We start from the raw sequence: 21,814 nt of genomic DNA on the forward strand, positions 1-21,814 counted from the left end.
TAGCTCGCAGAATCATGAACTCCTCCGATACCGGGCATACCACGGCCGACCGCCGGGGCGGACGGCAAAGAATTCAGCCGCCCGCCACCTCGGCGACGCGCAGCCGCGCAGCCCGGCGGGGCGCGGCCGGGGGGGGTCCCCGGTCAGATCTCCAGCTCCGCCTCGATCCGGCTCAGCTGGTGCCGGGCCATCGCGAGGTTGGCCCGCCCCCGGTCGAGGGCGAGGTAGAGGAAGAAGCCCGAGGAGCCCCTGCCCTTCAAGAGGCGGATCAGGTGGTACTGGTTCCCCAAAGTGATGAGGATGTCCTCGATCTCGTCCTTGAGCCCCAGCATCTCCATCGTGCGGACCTTGGCGCGGACCACGTCCGTGTTGCCCGCCGCGGCGACCCCGAGGTCCAGGTCCTTGCCTCCGCCGACGGTGCCGAGGGCCATTCCGCTGCCGTAGTCGACCAGGGCGGCGCCGAGCGCGCCGTCGATGGTGGTGGTGGCTTCCTTGAGGGTGGTCTCGACGTTCGCCATGACTGGTTCCTCTTTCTCGTTCTCTGCTGGGCGTTACCGGCTCCGTGGGGTGGGCCGGCCGGTTCGGGTTCAGACGGGCAGCACGGGTGGGGCGGGCGGTACGGGCGGCAGGGGCGGGGCGGGGAGGGAGCCGGGCCCCCGCCGCCCGAGCGTGTGGTCGATGAGCTCGGCTATGCGCAGGCTGGAGCGCCGGGCCTCGAGGTGGAGGCGCCCGACGTTGACGCGCGTCTCCGCGGTCAGGGTGAGGACGGCCGCCTCGCCCGCCGCGTAGGTGGCCACGTAGCCGTGCTCACCGCGCACCAGCAGCTCCCGGAATCCGCCCTGGCCGGTGCTGTCGCTCAGCCGCTGGGCGACGCCGAGGGCGGCCGCGGTCAGGGCCGCGACGGTCTCGCCCTCGGCGGCGGCGCTGTCCTGGGCGAGCACGAGGCCGTCGGCGCTGGCGGCGAGGGCGCCGGTGAGCTGGGGCACGCGGGCCCGCAGCCTGCGCAGCTCGGCGAGTATCTCGGCCTCCGCCTCGGGCGGCACCGTGCTCATGTCTGCCTTCCTCCTTTCGGGCTGCCTCCGCTCGGAGCGTTCGGCTCGCAGGGCCGGTCGCAGCGGGAGCCTCACAGGCTTGCCTCCAGTGCGTCGCGTAACCGGCGGAGCAGCGCCACGTCCGGGGATTGGGCCTGGGTGATCCAGTCGGGCAGGGGTACCGCGATCGGCGGCGGGGCCGGGGTGTGCGGGGTCTCGACGAGTCCGGCCGCCGCGAGGCGCCGCACGTCGAGCAGCGTGTGGAAGGCGGGCCGGCCCAGTACCCAGGCGAGGTCCGCCGGGGTGCGCACGCCGTCGGCCTGGCGCAGCAGGAGCCGCTGCCGGGCGGTGATGGTCTGGCCGGGTGCGGCGGCCCGCGGTACCACCGGGGCCGTGTCGAGCAGCGGGTAGGGCCAGACCGCGTCGAGGAGTTCCCTGCGGCGCCGGGTCTCGCGTTCCACGGCGGCGGCCGGGACGGACCGGACGGAGCCGATCCAGTGGGTGGCCCCGCGGCGGAAGCGGGAGGGCCCGCTGCCCGGGGAGAGGGCGAAGAAGGCGGCGTCGAAGATGGCGGCCATGTGGCAGATCTCCAGCTCCCCGCCCGCGAGGCCGCCGCTGTCGACGAGGAAGCGGGCGACCTGGCGGCGGGCGCCGGCCCGGTCCACTGCCTCGCGCCACCGTTCGGGGGCGAGGCCGCCGCCGGTGGTGAGCAGGACGTCCAGGCCTGGCGTGGCCGGGCTCTCGGCGTGGACCACGTTGCCGTTCTCCAGGAAGAGGGTGCCCCGGTCGCGTAACAGGGCGCCGGTGGCGCGTTCGGCGGCGAGCCGGGTGAGGAGGGGGGAGACGGCGACGGACACGGTCGGGGCCGGGACGCTCATCTGAGTACCAGCCCCTCCGCCAGGGAGCGGAGTCTGAGGCGGGCGAGGGCGAGGTTGCCGTCGGTCCGGTCGAGCCACAGGTGCAGGAAGACGCTGCTGTCGAAACTCGTCTCGACGAAGCGCAGCACGTGGTAGCCGGTGCGGGTGGTGACGATCAGGTCCTCGACGGGCTGTCCGGTGGCGTCACCGGGGGCCGCCTCACCGAGTGCGGCGTCCGCCGCCGGGGCGAAGGACTCGTACTCGGCGGCGGCCCGGGCCAGCTCGGCGGTCTCGGCGGCGGTGGTCTCGTGGTCGCCCACGGGTGAGTCCCCCGCTGTGCCGAGGGCCAGTCCGCTGCTCCAGTCGACCAGCGCGGCCCCCCGCGCACCAGGCAGGGCCATGGCTTCGAGCAGGCATTCGTCGATCCCGGGCACGCGGGCTCCCCTCCCGGCCGGACGTGCGGAGTGCACGGTCGTACGGCGCGACAGGAGGGAACTTACTCAAGTTCCATACTGCGGAACGGCGTTCTGGCATTTTCCGCTGGAACATGCGCCGAACCGCGTGACAGCTTGGCCGGAACCCGTCGACTTCTGATCACGAAGCGAGCGGAAGATCGTCCGAGAGCCGGAACGAACCGCCCTCGCGCAGTACGTAGCCCTCGTGGCTGAGGGTGCGCAGCAGGTGGTAGACGCTGGGCAGGGGGATCCCGGTGAGCCGGGCGAGCCGCTTGGCGGTCACCCCGCCCTCGGCGTTCATCGCTTCCAGGAGGCGCAGCGCGCGCTGGACGGAACCGATCAGGGTGGGTGTGCTGTCCTTCTGGCCGTGGTCCTGGGTGCGGTGCTGGGTGTGGCTCTGGCACTGCTGGCTGTGGTCGGCGCCCATGAGTAGTCCCCCTGGTCCGGTACGAGGCCTGGCAGAGCCATCAAAGTCCCTCACCAGCCGCAAAACCAGCTGACTCGCGTAAACCTGAGCATAAGATCACCGGACCTCGGTCCAGTCCTCGAAGCGCCAGGCCTTGTCCGGGGCGAGGGCGTGCGGGGTTCCGGCGACGGTCAGGCCGGTCTCGCGGGGGGTGCCCTGTTCGAAGGCGAGGAGCAGGGAGCCGTCGGGCGCGGCCTGCGCCGAGTCGACGTGGCACAGGGTGAGTTCGCCGAGCAGGGCCAGGGGGTCGGCGGGCAGGGAGCAGCCCGCGGAGGGGGCCGTCCGTACGTCGCCCTCGCTGCCGTAGCCGACGCGCACCCAGCCGAAGGCCGGCTGTTCGAGGCGCCAGGAGGCGTCGATGTGCAGCCTGGTCTCCCGGTCCCAGGCCTCGTCGAGGAAGGTGATGACGTAGCTGGACCGGCGTTCGCCCACCTCGACGACGACCGCGTCCTCGAGCTCCTCGGGCGCGGGGGCACCCGCCGCCGGGGGTCGGCCGCCCCCGCTCCGGAAGCAGTGCGGGTCCAGGCAGTCGGGTACCGGATCGATGGCTGGGCCGTGCTCGGGGGCCAGGTCGACGAGTCCGGCCCACAGGGCGGGCACGCCGTGACGCAGGACCAGGGCGAGGACGTCGTCGGCGGCCCGGTCGGCGCTGCGCTCGTCGGTGATCGTCCACCAGTGGTCGTGCGGGTGGCCGAGCAGCCGCCCGATCCGCGTGTGCCATCCGACGGGCCCGACGCGATTGGCCGAAATCCTGCTCCCGAGCGCGGGGCGCCGCCTCCGCAGGGCCTCGTGGTCCTCGTGCAGGACGGCCCGCAGGTTGACCGTGAACCTGCACCGCTCCGCCCCGTCACCGTCGCCGGCACTGCGCTGGAACCCGACCAGCGCGTGATCGGGCGCGCACTCCCGCAGCCGGTACTCGAGCCCGGTCCCGGTGAACCCGGCGTCGCGCAGGGCGGGCGCGATCTTCCGGCGCAGCATCTGGTGGAACAGGTCGGTGGCGTTCACCCCGCCAGTGTCACAAACCCCGCGGCCCGGGCAAAACCCCGTCCGGGCAGCTCAGTCGCCCGACGCCGGCAGCCGGGCGGCCGCGGAGGCGCTAAGCGGGAGGCGGGTCCTGGAGGAGCCGGTCGGACAGGGTTTCGATGAGACCCTCCACCGGGTGGGCGTCCAGGAGGGTCGGGACGGTGAGGTCGTCCACCATCAGGCCCAGCATCGCGAGGTAGAGCAGCACCACTCCCCGGCGGTCGCCGGGCAGGCCCGACCCCAGGTGCCAGGCGACGTTCTCCTCCAGCTCCGAGGCCAGGAACCCGGCCAGCTCCGCCTGGAGTTCGGGGCGGCGGGTGGCCTCCAGGCGCAGTTCGAGCATGGCGATGTGGACGCTGCGCTCGCGGCGCATCCGGTCCAGCAGATCGCGGAGCAGCACCCGGGCTTCCAGCGGGCCGCTCAGGTCCGCCGGGTCCGGGACCAGCCGCTCGCGCGTGCGGTGCAGGATCTGCACGAGCAACTGGGCCCGGTTGGCGAAGTAGTTCGTGGTCGTGCCCGTGGGCACGCCCGCCTCCGCGTCGACCGCGCGCAGCGTCAGGCCTCGCGAGCCCTCGCGCGCGAGCACTTCGATGGCTGCGTCGAGCAGCGCGGCACGGCGCTGCGGGTTCTGGCGCATGGGCAGGTCCCTGGTCGGGGGCGGCACGTCATGTGAGCACTGCACGCACAGTGCTTCGCACAAGGTATCGGATGGACCGGTCCGGGCCCTCCCCACCGCCCCCTCCCCCGTGCCAGGCTGGCCCGTCATGGAGCGGATCATCGAGGAGATACGCGAGGACCTGGGCCGCCGCCTGGCCGTGGCCGCGGACCGGCTCGCCGACCGGACGCTGGCCGAGGACCCCGCGTACGCCGCCCTGCTCGGCCGGGCCGAGCTGCGCGAGCGGATCCACCACAACTTCCGCCAAGCCGTCGAGGGCCTGGTCCGCAGCTCCCGCGGCCTGCCGGTGGAGCTCGCCGACGCCCGGGCCACCGGCACGCTGCGGGCCGAACAGGGGCTGCCGCTGGCCTCGTTGCTGCGCGCCTACCGCAGCGGCGGCCGGCTGCTGTGGGCGGCTCTCACCGAGGCCGTGGCCGCGCACGACCGCTCGGCGCTGCCCCGCCTGCTGCCGGGCGTGAGCGCGCTGTGGGACGTCCTGGACCAGATGACGGACGCCGTGTCCGAGTCCTACCGGCGTACGGAGGCCGCCCGCTCGGACCGCGACCGGGAGCGCCGCGCGGCCCTGCTGGACGTGCTGCTGGACGGCCCGCCGGCCCCCGGCGGTCCCACGGCCTCCGATGCGGCGGCGCAGCTGGGGCTGTCCGAACGCGGCCGGTTCGCCGTGTTCGTGGTGGCCGCCGACGGCTCCCCTGGCGCGGCGGCGGCCGCGGACAAACCCGCCGCCGCGGCGCCCCGCGTGCTGTGGCGGATCCGAGCCGGCGGCGAGACCGGCCTGGTGGAGCTGGGCCACCATCCGCTGGAAACCGTACGGGAGATGCTCGCGCCGCTCGGGGTCCGCGCCGGGGTCAGCCCGGTCGTGGAGGCGCCCGCCGAGCTGGCCCGGGCCCACCGGCTGGCGGCCCTGGCGCTGCGCACCGCCCCCGAGTCGGCCGGCCCCCGCACCGCCCTGCTGGACGAGGGTCTGCCGGCGGCGCTGGTCGCCGCCCAGGCCGAACTCGCCGGCCGGCTCCGGACGGTGGTGCTGGGTCCGGTGCTGGCGCTGCCGGCGGAGGACCGCGGGCTGCTGCTGACCACGCTGGGCACGTGGCTGGCCTGCCAGGGCTCGACGACGTACGCCGCGCAGCGGCTGTACTGCCACCGCAACACCGTCTCGAACCGGCTGCGCCGCCTCGAGCAGCTGACCGGCCGCTCCCTGGCGGACCCGCGGCACGTGGTGGAACTGGCGCTGGCCCACGCGGCGGTGGCGCAGCGGGCCGCTTCCGCTACGGCGCGGGCGGGGTCTTCGCCGACTCCAGCAGGTACGGCACGTCGATCACCGCGACCCCCGGGGTGAACAGCAGCCGGGCCTTCAGCCGCAGGGCGTTCTGATTGTGCAGGGGCTGCTCCCACCAGTGGCCGACCACGTACTCCGGGATCACCACGGAGAGCACGTCCGTGAGGTTGTCGGCCGCCAGCTCCTCGACGTGGGCGAGGACCGGGCCCACCACCTCGCGGTACGGGGAGTGCAGGATCTTCAGCGGGAGGCCCGGGGCGTGTTCGCCCCACTCCTCGCGCAGCCGGGCCGCTTCCGCCTCGTCCGCGGCGACGGTGACCGCGGTCAGGGTGTCGGGGCGCAGGGCCTGCGCGTAGCCGAGGGCCTTCAGGGTGGGGGCGTGCACCGAGGCGACCAGGACCAGGACGTGGTGGCGGGCCGGCTTGCGCGGTTTCGTGCCGGGGGCGACGGCGACCTGCCGGGCGACCTGGTCGTAGTGGCGGCGCACGCCCTTCATGCCGAGGAACAGCAGCGGCATGGCGATGACGACGAGCCAGGCGCCGTGCGTGAACTTGGTGATCAGGACGATGACCAGGACCAGGGCGGTCAGACAGGCGCCGACCGCGTTGATGGCGAGCCGGCGGTGGATGTGCACCCGCTCCTCCCGCGGGGTGGCGGGTGAGGCGAGCTGCCTCCTCCAGTGCCGGACCATGCCCGCCTGGGAGAGGGTGAAGGAGACGAAGACGCCGATGATGTAGAGCTGGATGAGCCGGGTCAGTTCTGCGTCGAACGCGACGATCAGGGCGATGGCGGCGAGCGCGAGCAGCACGACGCCGTTGGAGTAGACGAGCCGGTCGCCGCGGTTGAAGAGCTGGCGGGGCGCGTACCGGTCCTTGGCCAGGATCGATGCGAGCATCGGGAACCCGTTGAAGGCGGTGTTCGCGGCGAGGATCAACACGCCCGCGGTGACGGCCTGCAGCAGGTAGAAGAGGAAATGCCAGCTCCCGAAGGTGGCGCGGCCGATCTGGGCGAGGGCGGTGGAGGTGGGGGTGCCCGGCGGCAGGCCCAGTTCGGTGGGGTCGGCCGCGACGTGCACCTGGTACGTCATGGCGAGCGTGGTGATGCCCATGAACATGGTCACCGAGAGCACGCCCATGACGGCCAGGGTGGTCGCCGCGTTCTTGGCCTTGGGCTTCTGGAAGGCGGGAACGCCGTTGCTGATGGCCTCGACGCCGGTGAGGGCGGTACAGCCGGAGGCGAAGGCGCGCATCGCGAGGAGCACCAGGGCGAGGCCGGTGTAGGCGCCGGCCTCGGTGAGGGGCAGGTGCGCGGATTCGGCGCGGATGGTGTCGCCGGTCGCCATCCGTACGGCGGCGCAGGCGAACATGATGTAGATGACGAGGACGAAGCCGTAGGTGGGGATGGCGAAGACGCGGCCCGACTCGCGTACGCCGCGCAGGTTCATCAGGGTCAGCAGCACCACGAACCCCACCGACAGGCCGACCTCGTGGTCGTCGAGCGCCGGGATGGCCGAGGTGATCGCGGCGACGCCGGAGACCACGGAGACGGCGACGGTCATCACGTAGTCGACGAGCAGGGCGCTGGCGGCGGTCAGGGCGGCGCTCGGTCCCAGGTTCTCGGAGCTGACGACGTAGGCGCCGCCGCCGCCCGGGTAGGCGTGGCAGGTCTGCCGGTAGGAGGCGATGACGACGACGAGCAGGAAGACGATGGCGGCGGCCGCGTACCAGGTGAGGTGGAGCAGCGCGACGCCGCCGAGGGCGAGGATCAGCAGGATCTCTTCGGTGGCGTAGGCCACGGAGGAGAGCGGGTCGCTGCAGAAGATCGGCAGGGCGAGTCGCTTGGGGAGCAGGGTCTCGCCCATCCGGGCGGTGTCGAGGGGCTCACCGACCAGTACGCGCTTCACATTGATACGCCTCATTGGGGCATGATCGTGCATGATCGCACGATTCATCCCTTTTGGCGGCGGTGTCACCCGGCGAGCTCCTCCGCCCGGTGCGCCAGCCACAGATCGTGGCGGGCACTCGGGGACCGCAGCAGGGAGCGCTCCAGCAGCGCCTCGATGCGGGTCAGCCGCTTGCGGGCGGCGGGGACGGAGACGCCCAGCGCGGCCGCCGCCGGAACGAGTCGGGCGTCGTGCGCCAGCCAGGTGCGCAGGGTGGCGCGGGCGCCGGCCGGGGCCTCGGACCCGGACAGCGGGCCCAGGTGGGCGCGGGCCCAGGCGGTCAGTCGGGGATCGCGCAGCAGCTCGTCGAGATCGGGGGCGGCCCGCGCGGCCGGGGCCGGCACGGCCTCCCCGGGCCGCGCGGCCCCGGGCGGCCCGTCCTCGCCGGCCCGCGCGGCCGCGTCCGCCGGCGCGTCCTCACCCGCCCCACCGCCCGGGGTCAGCCGCAGGGCCAGCGAGAGCGCCGCCTGGTCCCCGAGGCGGGCGAGGTCCAGGCCGAGCAGGGTCTCGACCAGGCGGAGCCGGGCGGCCAGGGTGTTGCGGTGGATCTTCAGGAGCCGGGTCGCGTGCGAGGCGAAGTTCAGCCAGGCGTGGGCGGTGGCCCGCAGTTCCTGCCCGCCGGGGTCCTGGGGGCGCCGGGGCTCGTACGCGTGCAGGGGCGCGAGCAGGGCCCCGGCCCAGCCGGCCCCGGCGGCCTGGGCGGCGAGCGCCAGCTCGGGCCCCGGCCCGAACCGGGCGTGCCGCTCGCCCCGGCCGCGGGCGACGGCCAGGGCGTGGAAGGCCTGGGTGTAGGCGGCCGGGGCCTCGCGCAGGCGCGCCTCGCCGCTGACCCCGACCACGCAGTCCGGGTCCACCTCCACCAGCGCCCCGGCCAGCGGGTCGTGGTCGGCCCGGGCGGAGGCAAGGTCCGCGGGGACGAGCACGATGAGGTGGCGCACGTAGACCGGGCAGCGCACGATCCAGGCCCGGCCGCCCGTCAGCTGCTCGCACCGCCGGGTCACTTCCCCGCGCCGGCCGGTCCGGCATTCCACGACGTACATGCGCATCGGCTCGGGCAGCGAGGGGCCCAGCGCCTCCGCCACCTGGTGCGCGGTGGAGAGCCGGCCGTTCATCAGCAGGTGCAGCACCGCCTCGCGGGCCCGCGCCTCGGCGAGCCCGGCCCGCGCCTCCCGCCGAGCGGCCTCCTCGGCGCGCAGCACCAGGGCCAGCGGGACTGCGGCGTCCGCGAGCAGGGTGGCTGCCTGCGGCGCCGGCGGCTGGTCCAGTACGGCGGCCAGCGCGCGCCCGCCCTCCAGCGCGAACAGCAGCGTGACGGTCCCGGCCCCGTACAGGACGGCCGAGCGGACACCGCGGGCGTTCATCTCGGCGACGCCGCGCAGGACGGACTCCGGCCCGCGCCCCTGCGCGGCGTCCACCACCCCGGCCCACCCGCCCAGGCGGGCGGCGAGCCATTCCAGCAGGGCGGCCGAACCTCCGGTGTGGGCGAGCCGGTGGACCTTGAGGACGTCGTCTGACCGGGACACCGCGGCATTGAACCACCCGCCGCACACTGTGCGCAGTGATACCCGTCTCGCCCTCACTGGGCGGAGCGAACCCTGCGGACGGGTGCCGGGCCCGCATAGGTTGGGCCACGAGCGGCCGGATCCCGGTGTCCGCGGGGGAAATTCCGGGGTCCGCCGCCGCTCACATACGGGCGGCCGCGCTGCGGATGGCCTCGCGGATGCGGAAGTAGGTGCCGCAGCGGCAGATGTTGGCGATGGCGTCGATGTCCTCGTCCGTGGGGTGGGGGGTGCGCTCCAGCAGGGCCACGGCCGCCATGATCTGCCCGGGCTGGCAGAAGCCGCACTGGGCGACGTCCTGTTCGAGCCAGGCCTCCTGCACAGGGTGCAGGTCCTCGCCGTCGGCCAGCCCCTCGATGGTGGTCACCGTCTTGCCCGCGCAGGCTGAGACGGGCACCACGCACGGCCGGACGTCGGTGCCGTCGAGGTGGCTGGTGCAGGCCTTGCAGACGTCCACGCCGCAGCCGTACTTGGGGCCGGTGACGCCCAGCATGTCGCGCAGGACCCAGAGCAGGGGCAGGTCGTCGGGCGCGTCCACGGTGACGCTCCGCCCGTTGACGGTGAAGGTGTGGGAGGGCACGGCGTACTCCTGGCTGCGGGCTATCGCGGGTAGGGGGTGAAGTCGACGTCGAAGTCGAGGGGGAAGCTGCGCGGCTTGGAACCGGTGGCGCGGGCCCAGGCGTTGGCGATCGCGCCGACCGCCGCGGGGACGCCGAGCTCGCCCGCCCCGCCCGGCTCCTCGCCGGTGGCGGGCAGCACGTGCACCCGCACGTCACGCGGGGTGTCGCGCTGCTGGGCCCAGTGGAACTGGCTGTAACTGCCTTCCAGGGGCAGACCCTTGTCCAGGTGCAGGCCCGCGCGCAGGGTGGTGGAGATGGCGTCGGTGAGGCCGCCGATCATCTGGGCCTCCAGCCCGCGCGGGTTGACGGGCAGGCCCACGTCCACGGCGATGACGGCCTTGGTCACGCGCACGCGCTCCGGGTCGCGGGTGTCGATCTCGACGAGGCACGCGGTGCGGGACTTGTACTCCTCGTGGAAGGCGATGCCCTGCGCGCATCCCGCCGGCATGGGCCGCCCCCACTCCCCTTCCGACGCCGCCTTGTCGAGCACGGCGCGCTGGGCGGAGGCCTTCAGGAAGGCGCGGCGGAAGGCGTACGGGTCCCGGCCGGTCGCCGCTGCCAGTTCGTCGACCACGATCTCCTCGGCGCCGCGGGTGTTGGCGGAGTACACCGAGCGCCAGGAGGCGGCGGGGATGCCGGTCGGCACCTCCGTGAGCGCCTGGGTGGTGAGTCCGAAGTGGTACGGGGACTTCACGGTGGTCAGGAACAGGGTCTGGGCCAGGGTCGCGTTGCCGATGCCGAGCGGCAGGTGCGCGGCGGTGGCGGTGATGACCTCGCCGAGCCCGTGCCGGAAGTCGGTCTCGGCGGCGGCCACCCGGTGTTCGAAGCTGAGGATCTCGCCGAGCAGATGGGTGGCCCTGATCCGGTGGTGGGTGGCGGGGCGCATCCGGCCGTGCCGGGTGTCGTCGACGCGGGTCCACATCAGCCGCACCGGGCGGCGGCAGGCCTTGGAGATCCGGGCCGCCTCCAGGGCCGCGTCGAAGAAGAGCCGCCGGCCGAAGGAGCCGCCGGCCTGCACGACGTGCACGGTGACCTTGTCGACGGGCAGCCCGAGGTCGGCGGCGATGGTCTGGCGGGCCGCGATGGGGGACTTGAGGCCCGACCAGATCTCGGCGCGGTCCTCCCGTACGTCTGCGACGGCGGAGTTGGTCTCCATCGGGGCGTGGCTGACGAAGGCGAAGTCGAACTCGGCGTCCACGTACGGGGTGAGCAGCGGCGGCACCAGCAGCGGCGGGGTGGCGGCGCGCAGCTTGGCGCGGATCTGTGCGTCGGACAGCGCGTCGGCGGGGCCCGGGCCCCAGGTGACCTGGAGGGCGGACTTGGCGGAGAGGGCCTGCCCGAACGTTTCGGCGACGACCGCGACCCCCGTCGGCACGGTCACCACGTGCAGGACGCCGGGCATGGCCTTGACGGCGGCCAGGTTGGCGACGGCGCGGACACCGCCCCCGAGGGTGGGCGGCCGGCGCACCACGCAGGGCTTCGCGCCGGGGATGTCGAGGTCGAGGGTGTAGCGCTGGGCTCCGGTGACCATGGCGCGGGCGTCGACACGGCTGGTGGGCTTGCCGACCAGGGTGTGCTTCGCCGTCTTCTTGGGGGTGGCGGCGAGGACGGCCAGGCCCGGGTCGGCGGCGGCCGCCGCGAGGGAGCCGTAGCCGGCGGTGCGGCCGTCGGGGGCGCGGACGGCGCCGTTCGCGGTGGTCAGGGCAGCCGGGGCCAGGTTCCAGCGGCGGGCGGCGGCCGCCACGAGCCGGGCCCGGGCGGTGGCGGCGCACTGGCGGACCGGCCCGTAGAGGGAGCGTATGGAGTTGGAGGAGCCGGTGAGCTGGTTGAAGAGCAGTTCGGGCCGGGCGTCGTCCAGTTCGACGCGTACGGCGGCGAGCGGCGTGTCCAGCTCCTCGGCGACGAGCATCGCCACGGCGGTGGTGAGGCCCTGGCCGACCTCCTCTCGCGGCAGCCGGAAGCGGATGGTCCCGTCCGCCTCGACGGCGAGCGCCAGCAGTGCGGAGGTGGGCGCCCCGGCCAGGATGAACAGGTCGCCGAGGTCGATCACGTCGGCGATGGCGGGCAGGCTGGGCACCACGGCGCGGGCGGGCTGCGGGGCCAGCGCGTCGGCGCCCGCGCGGGTGACGAGGGCGAGCGTGGGCGCCGCGACCAGGTAGGTGAGGAAGGAACGGCGGCTCTGCCCCGCCGGGTGGTGCTGCCCGGTCATGCGTGTCGTCCCCACCCTGCGCGGGCCCGCTGTCGCGCGGGCCTCCCCCGGTTCGTTACCGACACGTAGGGTAGCGATCGAGGGGTACGGTGGGAACCCTGGGGACGGAGCACGGGGCAGGAGCCTGAAGGCGAGGGGTCATTCGTTCGGGGGTACGGCGTCCGGGGCGTTCCCCCCGACCCGAACGGGGACCCGGAGCTCGTACGGCTCGGCCGTACGCTCGAACCGGGGTGTGCCAGGGGCCTGTTTCCGGCCGTCGCTTCCAGGGTCGTGCCGACTCGTCGGAGCCCTCCCGCGGGCGACCGGCGAGGCGGGCGCGCCGGGCCCCATCACGGCGGCCTGACCTCGGCTGACCGGATTCGTTCGCACGGGAGGAACACGCCCTGAGGCCTTAGGCATTTGCCAGGAGCAAGACCGTTACGGATGTTGCCAAACGCCTTACACGCCGTCGCCGCCTGTGCAACAGTCGTAACCGGTCCTTCCTTCAGACTTGGCCGTGCCGCGCCTGTATCGGAGTTCTCATGCCGTCCCACATGTTCGCGGACCGTCCCGCGCAGCCGCCCGAGCCGGGGTCGGTGGACGCACTGATCTCGCAGACCCGGCGCCTCCGGGGTGAAGTGGACGCGGTCCGCCGCGACACCGTCGTGGACGACGACGACGCCCAGGGCCGCTGGCAGCGCGCGCTGTGCGATCTCGCCGTGCACCACCTCGACGACCTGGGCGAGCACCTGGGCCAGCTCAAGGAGGGCCTGCCGCCCGCGCCGGAGACGATCGTCCTCCCGCAGGCGGCGCCCGAAGCCGGACCCGATGCACAGACCCGGGTCGGCAGTGCCGAGTGGAACCTGCTGACCGACGAGGTGAGTTGGTCCGACGAACTGTTCCAGATCTTCGGCCGGTCCCCCGAGGCGGGCGCGCTCCCGCTCGACGAACTGGGCTCCACCCTCTTCTCCGAGGACCAGCCGCTGCTCACCGCCTGGGTCACGGCCTGTCTGGTGGACGGCAAGGCGATCGACGGGGAGTTCCGCATCGTCCGGGCCGACGGCCGGGTCCGTACGCTGCACATGAGGGGCGAGCCGGTACTCGACTCCGACGGCTGCACGGCCTCCATGTGGGCCGTGCTGCGGGACGTGAGTGAACTGCGCCGGAGCCAGCGGGCGGTCCGCGAGTCGCGCGACTCGCTGCAGCGCCAGCGGGAGATCGCGCAGACCGAGCACCGGCTGGCGGTCGAGCTGCAGGAAGCCGTGCTCCCCCCGTGGCGCGGCTCCCTGCGGTTCCCGCACGGCAACGCGGGCACGCTGGACGTGGCCGCGCACTACCTGCCGTCGGCGACCAGCGCCCTGATCGGCGGCGACTGGTACGACGCGCTCGAACTCCCCGACGGCCGCTCCCTGCTGACGGTGGGCGACCTCACGGGGCACGGGGTGACCGCCACGTCCGGCATGGCGATGATGCTCGGCGCCCTGCGCGGCATGGCCATGGCCGGCATCGAGCCCGGCCCCCTGATGGGCTGGCTGAACCAGCTCCTGGAGACCTCCGTGCAGCCCGCCCTCGGGTCGGCCGTGTGCTGCCGCTACGATCCCGCGCGCCGCGTGCTGTCCTGGGCGCAGGCCGGCCACCCGGCCCCCCTGCTGTTCCGCCGTGCGACCGGCCGCTCGCTGCAGCCGCCCGAGGGCGTGCTGCTGGGCGCGACCTCCGGAGCCTCGTACGGACAGGCCGAGGAGCGCCTCGAGGAAGGCGACGTGCTCGTCCTGCACACGGACGGACTGACGCCGCGCAGCATCGAGTTCAGCCGGGCCGACGGGACGGAGCGGCTGCTGGCGCTCGCACCGCGCTTCTCGGCGGCGCGGTCGGCGCAGGACTGCGTGCGCATGGTGATCGAGGAGTTCGGCGAGAGCGAGCGCGAGGACGACGCGTGCGTGCTGGTGGCACGGGTCGGCTCGTAGCCGCCGGACTCGTCGAGGGAGTTCGTGGGATCAGGGTTTCGTAGGGCCCCCGCAGGATCGGGGGCTTGTGGGCCGCGCCGGAAGGCGCGGCCTTTCTCGTCTCCTTACGTCGTCCCGCACTACACGACCGAACCGCGCGGGCTGCGCGCCGCCGGGATGTCGGGGAGGGCCAGTTCGATCTCCTCGCGCAGGTCCTCGATCCGCGCGAACCCGGCGTACTGGCCGGTGAGCCGGTACATCGCGCGCAGCCGGTCCCAGGTGCGGTGCGAGGAGGTCTCGTTCATCGACACCAGGGCGAGCCGGGCGTAGCGGTCGGCTTGTTCCGGGTCGTCGGCGATGAAGCAGGCCGAGGCCATCGAGATGTAGTCGAAGATCTGCGAGCGCTGGTAGCCGTCACCGCGCAGCCGCAGGGCCTCCTTGGCGTGCCGGGCGGCGATGGGAGCCGCCGTCGCGTCGTGGTCGGCGAGGGTGCGGTACGCGAGGGCCTGCATGCCGTGCAGGTCCGCCTCGTCGAAGTGCTGCATCCAACTGGGCGGCGGTACGTCGCCCTTGTCGGACACGAACAGCTCCTCCGCCTCGCCCAGGGTGCGGCGCATGGCCTGTCCCTTGCCCATGGCGGCCTGCGCCCAGGCCTCGATGGTGTGCAGCATGGCGCGGGTGCGGGGCAGGGTCTGCTCGCCGGACCCGGACTGGGCCAGCTTCATCAGGTCCAGGGCCTCGTTCGGCTTGCCGAGGTGGACCATCTGGCGGGCGGCCCGGGAGAGCGCCTCGCCGGCGCGCGGCCGGTCGCCGCCCTCGCGCGCCGCGTGGGCGGCGATGACGAAGTACTTCTGCGCGGTGGGCTCCAGTCCCACGTCGTGGGACATCCAGCCGGCGAGCACGGCGAGGTTGGCCGCCACCCCCCACAGCCGGCGCTGGAGGTGGTCCGGGTGGTGGTAGGCGAGCATGCCGCCCACCTCGTTGAGCTGGCCGACGACCGCCTTGCGCTGCAGTCCTCCGCCTCGGGAGGCGTCCCAGGCGCGGAACACCTCGACGGAGCGCTCCAGCGCCTCGATCTCCTGCGAGCCGATCGGGGCGGCCTCGTAGCGGTCGTAGCTTGCTGGGTCGACCTGGAAGGAGTCCCCGAAGCGGTGCGCCTCCTTGGCGAGCGCGGGGTCGGTGTGGAGCCAGTCGTACATGGCGTTGGTGAGGGCGGAGCCGGCGGTGAGCACGGCTCCCGCGCCCATCAGACCGCGACGGTTGAGCATGAGGTCCATTCCCGTGAATTCGGTGAGGACCGCGGCTGTGCGTTCGGGCGCCCAGGGCATTCCGTCGGGGTTCTCCTGCGCCCCGTCCGGCTGCCGTCTGCTGGTGCGCCGCTGCCGTACGAATCCGAGGTCCTCGATGGTCACGACACGACCGAGCCGCTCGGTGAACAGTGCTGCCAGTACCGTGGGCACCGGTTCGCGCGGGGTTTCCCCCATGTCGATCCAGCGCCGCACCCGCGAGGTGTCGGTGGCCAGCTGGGGGTGCCCCATGGCCGCCGCCTGCCGGTTGACCATCCTCGCCAGTTCGCCCTTGGACCAGCCGGCCAGGCCGAACAGGTCGTTCAAGCGGGTGTTCGGACCTTTGCTCACGTCAAGCCCCCAGGTTCTCGGCTGAGTTGACAGTAGCCCGCCGTCAGATGCCCAGCGACTATTCGCCAGGCTTCGCCAGGGCACGCCTGATGGTCCGCCACCCGCGGCCGGGTGTCAGGTAGGAATGCGCCTCCCCGACCCGGTCACCGGCGGAACTCCCCAGGGTGATGCACGGGATCCGGCGGGGCGGCGTACGCAACTCGTCGGCGCACGAAGGGATCCGTAACGCCATGTACGCAGCAACGTCCTCCGTGTCCGCCCCGGTCCGGCCGCACCGCACGCTCCCCGCGAGCGGCGGCCCCTACCTCGAACCCGGCCGCCCCGCGGTCGCGGTGCAGGGCGCCGTTCGGGCGCGGCGTGTTCCGGGGGCCGGATCGCAGCCGCTCAGCGGAAGAATCGACCTCTCGGGGCCCCAGGGGGCGCAACTGCGCACCGCCCTCGCCTCGGTGCAGCGGATCTGTCCGGAGTTCGCGCCCGTCCAGGTGCTGCGGCGCAGCGGCCGGTCGGTCCTCCTCGTGGGGACCACCGGGCGACTGACCGCCGTCGCGAAGGTTTTACTGGACCACTCGCCCGAGTGGCGCGAGCGGTACCGGCACGAAATAGGGTCGTACCGGGCGTTCGTCCGGCACCGCCCCCCGGTCCGGGTGCCGCGGCTGATCGCCGCCGACCCGGAGAACTGCGTGCTGATCGTCGAGCGGATGGCGGGCCGGGTCGCGGCGCTGCAGCGGCATCCCGTGGAGGCCCCGCCGCGGGTCGACGTACGAGCCGCCCTCGGTGCGGTGTGCCGGGTCAACCAGTGGCGGCCGCCGGCCGACCTGTTCGGGACCCCGCTGAACTACGCCCGGCGGATCGCCCGGGACTACGAGCTGGGCCTGCTGACCGACCGGGACCTCGGCGACCTGCAGAAGCTGCTGCACGGTGTGAAGCTGTCGGGCACCTCCCTGCAGTTCAACCACGGTGACGCGCTGCTGTCGAACCTCCTGCTGTCCCCGGCCGGGCCGGTGCTGCTCGACTGGGAGCACGCGGGCTGGTACCTGCCGGGCTACGACCTGGCCACCCTCTGGACGGTACTGGGCGACGCCCCCGCCGCGCGCAGCCAGATCAGCCGGCTCGCCCAGTCGGCCGGCCCGGCGGTGCGGGACGCCTTCCTGGTGAACCTGATGCTGGTGCTGACCCGGGAGATCCGGATGTCCGAGACGGCCGTACAGCGCTCGATGCTGGCGACCGCTCCGGCCCAGCCCCTGGCGGCGGGCGCCCTGTCCTCGGGCGAGGAACAGCGGCTGCTGCTGCGCCGCCTGCACGACGACGCCGGCATGGCGCGCCGAGCGGTCCGGGCGGCGGTCGGCACCCGCTGACCCGCTGCTCCGCCCCACCCTCGCGAAGTCCCGTGGCCCCCACCGCCACGGGACTTCGCTCGTGTGCGGCGGTGTACGCGCCGCGGAGGCCCGGGGGCCGCCCTGGTCTTCGGGGAGACGGCCGTGGCGCCGGATGCCTTGACATCACATGATCCCCCGAACACCTTTTCTGACTCAGCATCAGACATGCTGAGTCGTTCCCCTCCTCCCCACTCCGCTGGAGCCTGCACATGTCCGCAAGCGCTTCACGCACGTCCCCCGGAGCCCTCCCGTCCCGCCGCAGCGTCCTGGCCGGGACCGGCGCCGGGGTGCTCGCCGCCACCGTGCTGCCGACCGCCGCGGCGCGGGCCGACGGCGCCCGGTCCGGGCCGGCGCTCGGCGAGTACGACGTCGTCGTGGTCGGGTCCGGGGCCGCCGGGATGACCGCCGCGCTCACCGCCGCCCAGCGGGGCCTGAGCGTCCTGGTGGTCGAGAAGGCGCCCACCTACGGCGGGTCCGCCGCCCGCTCCGGAGCCGGGATCTGGCTGCCCAACAACTCGGTGATCCTGGGCGCCGGGGTGCCGGACACCCCGCAGAAGGCGGCGACGTACCTGGCGGCCGTCGTGGGGCCCGAGGTGCCGGCCGACCGGCAGGCCGCCTTCCTCGCCAACGGTCCGCGGATGCTGGACTTCGTGATGGCCAACAGCCCACTCAGGTTCCGCTTCATGGAGGGGTACAGCGACTACTACCCCGACCTGCCGGGCGGGCTGCCGAACGGCCGGTCCATCGAGCCGGACCAGATCGACGGGAACATCCTGGGCGCCGAACTGGCCCGCCTGAACCCGGCGTACATGCCGGTGCCCGCCGGGATGGTGGTCTTCAGCGCGGACTACAAGTGGCTCAACCTGGCGGCGGTCAACGCCAAGGGGCTGGCCGTCTCCACGGAATGCCTGGCGCGCGGCACGAAGGCGGCGCTGCTCGGGCAGAAGCCGCTGACGATGGGCCAGGCCCTGGCGGCCGGGCTGCGCGCCGGGCTCCAGCGGGCGGGCGTGCCGCTCTGGCTGAACAGTCCGCTGGTGGACCTGGTCCAGGAGGGCGGCGCGGTGACCGGGGTGGTGGTGGAGAAGGAGGGCGTACGGGGCACCGTACGGGCCCGGCGCGGGGTGATCGTCGGCTCGGGCGGCTTCGAGCACAACGCGGAGATGCGGGCGCGGTACCAGCAGCAGCCGATCGGCACCCAGTGGTCGGTGGGCGCGAAGGAGAACACGGGCGACGGCATCCGGGCGGGGCAGCGGGCGGGGGCGGCGCTGGCACTGATGGACGACGCCTGGTGGGGCCCGTCGATCCCGCTGCCCGGGGAGCCGTACTTCTGCCTCGCCGAACGGACCCTGCCGGGCGGGCTGATCGTGAGCGGGAACGGCGCGCGGTTCGTCAACGAGGCGGCGCCGTACAGCGATGTGGTGCACGTGATGTACGAGAAGGACCGGGGTGCGCCCGGATCGCACATCCCGGCCTGGCTGATCGTGGACCAGAACTACCGCAACAGGTACCTGTTCAAGGACGTGCTGCCGACGATCGTGTTCCCGGACTCCTGGTACGAGACGGGCGCGGCGAAGAAAGCGTGGACGTGGGACGCGCTGGCCAGCCAGATCGGGGTCCCGGCGGCGGCGCTGCGGGCCACCCTGAACCGGTTCAACGCACAGGCGTGGAACGGGACGGACTCCGACTTCCACCGGGGCGACTCGGCGTACGACCACTACTACACGGACCCGGGGGTGCGCCCGAACTCGTGCCTGGCGCCGGTCTGGGCACCGCCGTTCTACGCGTTCAAGATCGTCCCCGGCGACCTCGGCACGAAGGGCGGCATCGTCACGGACGCGCGGGCCCGGGCGCTGCGGGCGGACGGCTCGGTGATCCGGGGGCTGTACGCGGCCGGCAACGCGAGCGCCGCGGTGATGGGCCGCAGCTACGCCGGGGCCGGATCGACGATCGGACCCGCGATGACGTTCGGCTACGTGGCGGCGAACGACATCGCGGACGCGTGATCGGGAGGTACTAGCCCTGCTGGAAGAGCTCCGCGGGGAGCGGCTTGAGGAGGGCGTAGAGGTCATCGGTGATCGGGCGGTCCCAGCTGGCGATGGTGACCAGCACGTTGTCGCTGCGGTCGAACTGGACGCAGGAGATGCGGGACTCCGAAAGCTTGACCTTCCGGACGATCAGGAGGTTGTCGCCCTGCATCACGGGGCAGTCCTCGATGCCGGTGACCTCGACGTCCTCGTCGTTCTCCAGGGCGTCGAGCAGCTGGGCGACCTCGAAGGGGACCTGGCCGTCGGAGAGGTCCCGGGCGGGGGAGCCCTCCGGCAGGTTGCCGATGATCATCGCGGGGCCGCGTCCGCCGAACAGGTCGTAGCGGAGGAAGACACCCTGGCAGCTGCCGTCGGGCGCGGGCAGCAGCCCGGCACCGAGATTGCCCGGCCAGTCCCCCGGGTCCATGGCCAGGACGTCGAAGTCCGGGCCGGCGGGGGTGGCGGCGCGGTGGCGGCGGAGGAAGGACATGCCGCCATGGTACGTGGCCGGGCGAAGTTTTCCGGCGCGGGCCCCTGATCGGACCCCTCCCCCGCACCCCCGCCGGGCCGCCGCCCCGCCCGGGCCCCTCAGACCGACGGGACCAGGGTGAACCAGTGCGGGAGGAGGGTCTCGTCGCCGGTCGCCTTCAGGTCGGTGGCGGCGAGACGGCCCCAGAGGAAGAGCGCGAGGTCGGAGGCGGAGCCCGCGGCCTCGACGTCCACCGGGGCGGTGGATCCTGGCTCCAGGAGCACCTCGTCCCCCGCGAAGACGACGGTCCAGGATTCGGGGCCGTCGGTGCGCCGGAAGCGGTACCGCTCCCCCTTTCCGGCGGGCGGCGCGCACCAGGAGCGGCGGGCCGGCGCCATCACCTCCAAGGTCTGGCTCACGGCGTCCGTAGCGAGGGCCGGGTCGAGGGGGGTCGGGGTACCGGTCGCGGACTGCGCGTCCCACCGGTGGACCGCCAGCTCGATCACCTGCGTCCGCAGCCAGAAGCCGGAGGTCCGCTCCGGCGCCCAGGTCCACACCGGCAGGTCCGGCCCGACCTCGCCGAACACCGTCGCCAGCTGCTCCGCGCCCTGCGTGAACCAGGCCGTCAGCGCGTCCGGCACCGGCTCCCGGTTCGGTGCCCGCTCGGGCCGCGGCCAGGCGGCCAGCGCCGCCGGGTCGTCCGGGAGGTCGTACAGGGAGAGGTCGCTCGGGTCCGGCCGCTCCTGGAGGCCCTCCCGCAGGAGGTGGGCGACGTAGCGCTGCACCCCGCCGAGGTGCCCGACGAGGTCGGACACCGACCAGTCGGGGCACGCGGGGACCAGGGGCGGGGCCCCGCCGGGGTCGAGGGCGTGGCGGGCGGCCTGCTCGAAGGCGGCCGCCTCGCTCCGGAAGAGGTCGATCCGCTGGACGTGTTCCATGGGATCACCCTGCCCAGACGGCGCGGCCGCCCAACCTGCGACGGCGCAACCTGCGCCGGGCGATCTGATCACGCCCTTTATGAACCAGTTCAACGCACGGAGCAGGTACGCCAAGGTCGGCACGTACAAGGTCACGGTCACCGCGACCGATCTGCGCACCAAGGCGGCAGGCCGCCGACAGCACCCGGTCGGGCTCCCGGTCCCCGGCCGTCAGCCACGTGCCGCGGGCTGCCGCACGCGCGGCTCCCGGCTGCTCCTCCGTGAGCCCGTCCGCCGCGAGGTCCCGCCGGGCAGCGCGCCGCCGAGGCCCAGCAGGGTCCGGGAGGTCCGCTCCTCCAGGCCGTCGGCGCCGCATTCCCGCGCCGGCAGTCCGCGGTCCCCGACCTCCGTACCCGATGCGGCCGGTGCGCGGGCCAGTTCGTACCCCGCCGGGGAGGCGGCGAGCAGCGCCACGGCCTCGCGGAGCAACTCGGCCCGGTCCTGCGGCGCGGCCACCTCCGCCGCCACGGCCACCACGCCGGGTTCTGGATGCCGCGCGGGGGTCTACCGCCGGTCGACGTCCTCGAGTTCCGCGGCCGCGCCCTTGGTTGCGCCCCGGGCCAGCAGCAGTTCGGCGTAGACGGTCTGGGAGTCGGGGTAGACCACCGCCGCCGGGAAGGGCTCCAGCACCCGCCCGGCGTGGTGCAGGACCACCTGCAACGGCTCCCCCCGCAGGCAGGCGTCCCAGGCGCGCAGTCCGATGAGGTACCGCTCGGTGAGGTCGCGCCCGGTCAGCCGGTCGGCGAGGCGCGCCAACCGCCTGGACCGGGCCGGGGATTCGCGTACGCCCGCGCGCACCGGGAGGGAGCCCGTCACGGGAATGATTCAGTCCCGCGCGGAACGGGCCGCAGGTCGCTCTCTGCGCTCATGCGGCCAGCCTACCCACGGGCCGCCGCACCACCGGGGCGACGGCTCGCGCCGGTGGTGCGGCGGCGGGTGGCGGCGGCCCGTTACGTCAGGTCGAACTCCCCGCCCCGCGCGTTCAGCACGAACTTGTTCCACTCGTCCGGCGCGAAGATCAGCGACGGGCTTTCGGGGCGCTCGCTGTTGCGCATGGCGACGAAGCCCTCGACGAAGGCGATCTGAACGTCACCCGCTCCCCGGCTGCTCGAGCGCCACTGCGCCTCGGTGAGATCGAGGTCCGGCTTGTCCCAGCCGGCCAGGGGCTGTGAAGTCGTGCTCTCGGCCACGTGCGTGCTCCTCCCGGTACGTCGTCCGGGGGCCAGGTTAACCATCGCGGCGGGTGCCGCACAGGCCACGGTGAGTCACCCGTGACCGGTCCGGCACTCCGCGCTGTG

At 73.8% G+C, this 21,814-nt stretch carries 21 protein-coding genes; 4 read left to right on the plus strand and 17 right to left on the minus strand.

Annotated features, from left to right (window positions below; genetic code table 11):
* Positions 1-143: 143 nt before the first annotated feature.
* From BGK67_RS05630 to BGK67_RS05660, 7 genes are all read right to left on the minus strand, one after another.
* Positions 144-518: a hypothetical protein gene (locus BGK67_RS05630; RefSeq protein ID WP_069918856.1), complete on the minus strand. Its 375-nt coding sequence runs from the start codon at positions 516-518 to the stop codon at positions 144-146.
* A gap of 69 nt (positions 519-587) precedes the next feature.
* Positions 588-1,052 carry a roadblock/LC7 domain-containing protein gene (locus BGK67_RS05635; RefSeq protein WP_208948653.1) on the minus strand — a complete coding sequence of 155 codons (465 nt, stop codon included), beginning with the start codon at positions 1,050-1,052 and terminating at the stop codon, positions 588-590.
* 71 nt (positions 1,053-1,123) lie between these two features.
* On the minus strand, positions 1,124-1,909 hold the full coding sequence (locus BGK67_RS05640; protein ID WP_069918858.1) for a hypothetical protein: 786 nt from the start codon (positions 1,907-1,909) through the stop codon (positions 1,124-1,126).
* Positions 1,906-2,322 carry a hypothetical protein gene (locus BGK67_RS05645; RefSeq protein WP_069918859.1) on the minus strand — a complete coding sequence of 139 codons (417 nt, stop codon included), beginning with the start codon at positions 2,320-2,322 and terminating at the stop codon, positions 1,906-1,908. The genes BGK67_RS05640 and BGK67_RS05645 overlap by 4 nt, the downstream gene beginning before the upstream one ends.
* 160 nt (positions 2,323-2,482) lie before the next feature.
* On the minus strand, positions 2,483-2,770 hold the full coding sequence (locus tag BGK67_RS40690; RefSeq protein ID WP_069918860.1) for a helix-turn-helix domain-containing protein: 288 nt from the start codon (positions 2,768-2,770) through the stop codon (positions 2,483-2,485).
* 96 nt (positions 2,771-2,866) lie between these two features.
* The gene (locus BGK67_RS05655) at positions 2,867-3,814 is read right to left on the minus strand and encodes a DUF4304 domain-containing protein (protein WP_069918861.1); all 948 of its coding nucleotides are present in this window, start codon (positions 3,812-3,814) and stop codon (positions 2,867-2,869) included.
* Between the two features lie 91 nt (positions 3,815-3,905).
* Positions 3,906-4,469 carry a TetR/AcrR family transcriptional regulator gene (locus tag BGK67_RS05660; protein ID WP_069918862.1) on the minus strand — a complete coding sequence of 188 codons (564 nt, stop codon included), beginning with the start codon at positions 4,467-4,469 and terminating at the stop codon, positions 3,906-3,908.
* A gap of 127 nt (positions 4,470-4,596) precedes the next feature.
* Between BGK67_RS05660 and BGK67_RS05665 the strand changes: the two genes are divergently transcribed.
* On the plus strand, positions 4,597-5,841 hold the full coding sequence (locus BGK67_RS05665; RefSeq protein WP_069918863.1) for a helix-turn-helix domain-containing protein: 1,245 nt from the start codon (positions 4,597-4,599) through the stop codon (positions 5,839-5,841).
* On the opposite strand, the gene BGK67_RS05670 is transcribed toward BGK67_RS05665, so the two are convergent.
* The 4 genes from BGK67_RS05670 to BGK67_RS05685 form a co-directional block, all read right to left on the minus strand.
* Entirely contained in the window at positions 5,771-7,699 is a 1,929-nt protein-coding gene (locus tag BGK67_RS05670; protein ID WP_069918864.1) for an APC family permease, read from the minus strand. The two genes, BGK67_RS05665 and BGK67_RS05670, sit on opposite strands and share 71 nt — an antisense overlap.
* Before the next feature lie 50 nt (positions 7,700-7,749).
* A complete protein-coding gene (locus tag BGK67_RS05675; protein WP_069923656.1) occupies positions 7,750-9,246 on the minus strand; it encodes a helix-turn-helix domain-containing protein in 1,497 nt (498 codons plus the stop codon).
* Positions 9,247-9,406: 160 nt separating this feature from the next.
* Positions 9,407-9,862 carry a (2Fe-2S)-binding protein gene (locus BGK67_RS05680; protein ID WP_069918865.1) on the minus strand — a complete coding sequence of 152 codons (456 nt, stop codon included), beginning with the start codon at positions 9,860-9,862 and terminating at the stop codon, positions 9,407-9,409.
* Between the two features lie 20 nt (positions 9,863-9,882).
* Positions 9,883-12,111 carry a xanthine dehydrogenase family protein molybdopterin-binding subunit gene (locus BGK67_RS05685; RefSeq protein ID WP_069918866.1) on the minus strand — a complete coding sequence of 743 codons (2,229 nt, stop codon included), beginning with the start codon at positions 12,109-12,111 and terminating at the stop codon, positions 9,883-9,885.
* Between the two features lie 521 nt (positions 12,112-12,632).
* Here BGK67_RS05685 and BGK67_RS05690 point away from each other — a divergent pair.
* The gene (locus BGK67_RS05690; protein ID WP_069918867.1) at positions 12,633-14,054 is read left to right on the plus strand and encodes a PP2C family protein-serine/threonine phosphatase; all 1,422 of its coding nucleotides are present in this window, start codon (positions 12,633-12,635) and stop codon (positions 14,052-14,054) included.
* A 119-nt stretch (positions 14,055-14,173) separates the two neighbouring features.
* Here BGK67_RS05690 and BGK67_RS05695 read toward each other — a convergent pair whose 3' ends face one another.
* A complete protein-coding gene (locus BGK67_RS05695) occupies positions 14,174-15,670 on the minus strand; it encodes a DNA-binding protein NsdB (RefSeq protein WP_069918868.1) in 1,497 nt (498 codons plus the stop codon).
* 230 nt (positions 15,671-15,900) lie between these two features.
* Here BGK67_RS05695 and BGK67_RS05700 point away from each other — a divergent pair, with 230 nt between their 5' ends.
* Positions 15,901-17,025, plus strand: a complete 1,125-nt coding sequence (locus tag BGK67_RS05700; protein WP_069923657.1) for an aminoglycoside phosphotransferase family protein — start codon at positions 15,901-15,903, stop codon at positions 17,023-17,025.
* 230 nt (positions 17,026-17,255) lie between these two features.
* Complete coding sequence (gene kstD / locus BGK67_RS05705) at positions 17,256-19,049, plus strand: 3-oxosteroid 1-dehydrogenase (RefSeq protein WP_069918869.1); 1,794 nt, start codon at positions 17,256-17,258, stop codon at positions 19,047-19,049.
* Between the two features lie 10 nt (positions 19,050-19,059).
* Here kstD and BGK67_RS05710 read toward each other — a convergent pair whose 3' ends face one another.
* The 5 genes from BGK67_RS05710 to BGK67_RS05730 form a co-directional block, all read right to left on the minus strand.
* The gene (locus BGK67_RS05710; protein WP_069918870.1) at positions 19,060-19,560 is read right to left on the minus strand and encodes a hypothetical protein; all 501 of its coding nucleotides are present in this window, start codon (positions 19,558-19,560) and stop codon (positions 19,060-19,062) included.
* Between the two features lie 98 nt (positions 19,561-19,658).
* Positions 19,659-20,477, minus strand: coding sequence for a maleylpyruvate isomerase family mycothiol-dependent enzyme (locus tag BGK67_RS05715; protein WP_069918871.1), 819 nt, complete (start codon positions 20,475-20,477; stop codon positions 19,659-19,661).
* 210 nt (positions 20,478-20,687) lie between these two features.
* The gene (locus BGK67_RS05720) at positions 20,688-20,993 is read right to left on the minus strand and encodes a hypothetical protein (RefSeq protein ID WP_069918872.1); all 306 of its coding nucleotides are present in this window, start codon (positions 20,991-20,993) and stop codon (positions 20,688-20,690) included.
* A 27-nt stretch (positions 20,994-21,020) separates the two neighbouring features.
* Positions 21,021-21,332, minus strand: coding sequence for a hypothetical protein (locus BGK67_RS05725; RefSeq protein WP_069918873.1), 312 nt, complete (start codon positions 21,330-21,332; stop codon positions 21,021-21,023).
* A 134-nt stretch (positions 21,333-21,466) separates the two neighbouring features.
* Positions 21,467-21,706, minus strand: coding sequence for a DUF397 domain-containing protein (locus BGK67_RS05730; RefSeq protein ID WP_069918874.1), 240 nt, complete (start codon positions 21,704-21,706; stop codon positions 21,467-21,469).
* Between the last annotated feature and the right edge of the window lie 108 nt (positions 21,707-21,814).

The sequence above is a fragment of the Streptomyces subrutilus genome (assembly GCF_001746425.1).
In the GTDB taxonomy this organism is placed as follows: Bacteria; Actinomycetota; Actinomycetes; order Streptomycetales; family Streptomycetaceae; genus Streptomyces; species Streptomyces subrutilus_A.

What these genes read in the sequence shown, in the direction of transcription:
- BGK67_RS05630 (WP_069918856.1), bottom strand. Translation starts at nt 518, where the DNA reads ATGGCGAACGTCGAGACCACCCTCAAGGAAGCCACCACCACCATCGAC.
- BGK67_RS05635 (WP_208948653.1), bottom strand. Translation starts at nt 1,052, where the DNA reads ATGAGCACGGTGCCGCCCGAGGCGGAGGCCGAGATACTCGCCGAGCTG.
- BGK67_RS05640 (WP_069918858.1), bottom strand. Translation starts at nt 1,909, where the DNA reads ATGAGCGTCCCGGCCCCGACCGTGTCCGTCGCCGTCTCCCCCCTCCTC.
- BGK67_RS40690 (WP_069918860.1), bottom strand. Translation starts at nt 2,770, where the DNA reads ATGGGCGCCGACCACAGCCAGCAGTGCCAGAGCCACACCCAGCACCGC.
- BGK67_RS05660 (WP_069918862.1), bottom strand. Translation starts at nt 4,469, where the DNA reads ATGCGCCAGAACCCGCAGCGCCGTGCCGCGCTGCTCGACGCAGCCATC.
- BGK67_RS05665 (WP_069918863.1), top strand. Translation starts at nt 4,597, where the DNA reads ATGGAGCGGATCATCGAGGAGATACGCGAGGACCTGGGCCGCCGCCTG.
- BGK67_RS05670 (WP_069918864.1), bottom strand. Translation starts at nt 7,699, where the DNA reads ATGAGGCGTATCAATGTGAAGCGCGTACTGGTCGGTGAGCCCCTCGAC.
- BGK67_RS05685 (WP_069918866.1), bottom strand. Translation starts at nt 12,111, where the DNA reads ATGACCGGGCAGCACCACCCGGCGGGGCAGAGCCGCCGTTCCTTCCTC.
- BGK67_RS05690 (WP_069918867.1), top strand. Translation starts at nt 12,633, where the DNA reads ATGCCGTCCCACATGTTCGCGGACCGTCCCGCGCAGCCGCCCGAGCCG.
- BGK67_RS05700 (WP_069923657.1), top strand. Translation starts at nt 15,901, where the DNA reads ATGTACGCAGCAACGTCCTCCGTGTCCGCCCCGGTCCGGCCGCACCGC.
- kstD (WP_069918869.1), top strand. Translation starts at nt 17,256, where the DNA reads ATGTCCGCAAGCGCTTCACGCACGTCCCCCGGAGCCCTCCCGTCCCGC.
- BGK67_RS05710 (WP_069918870.1), bottom strand. Translation starts at nt 19,560, where the DNA reads ATGTCCTTCCTCCGCCGCCACCGCGCCGCCACCCCCGCCGGCCCGGAC.
- BGK67_RS05715 (WP_069918871.1), bottom strand. Translation starts at nt 20,477, where the DNA reads ATGGAACACGTCCAGCGGATCGACCTCTTCCGGAGCGAGGCGGCCGCC.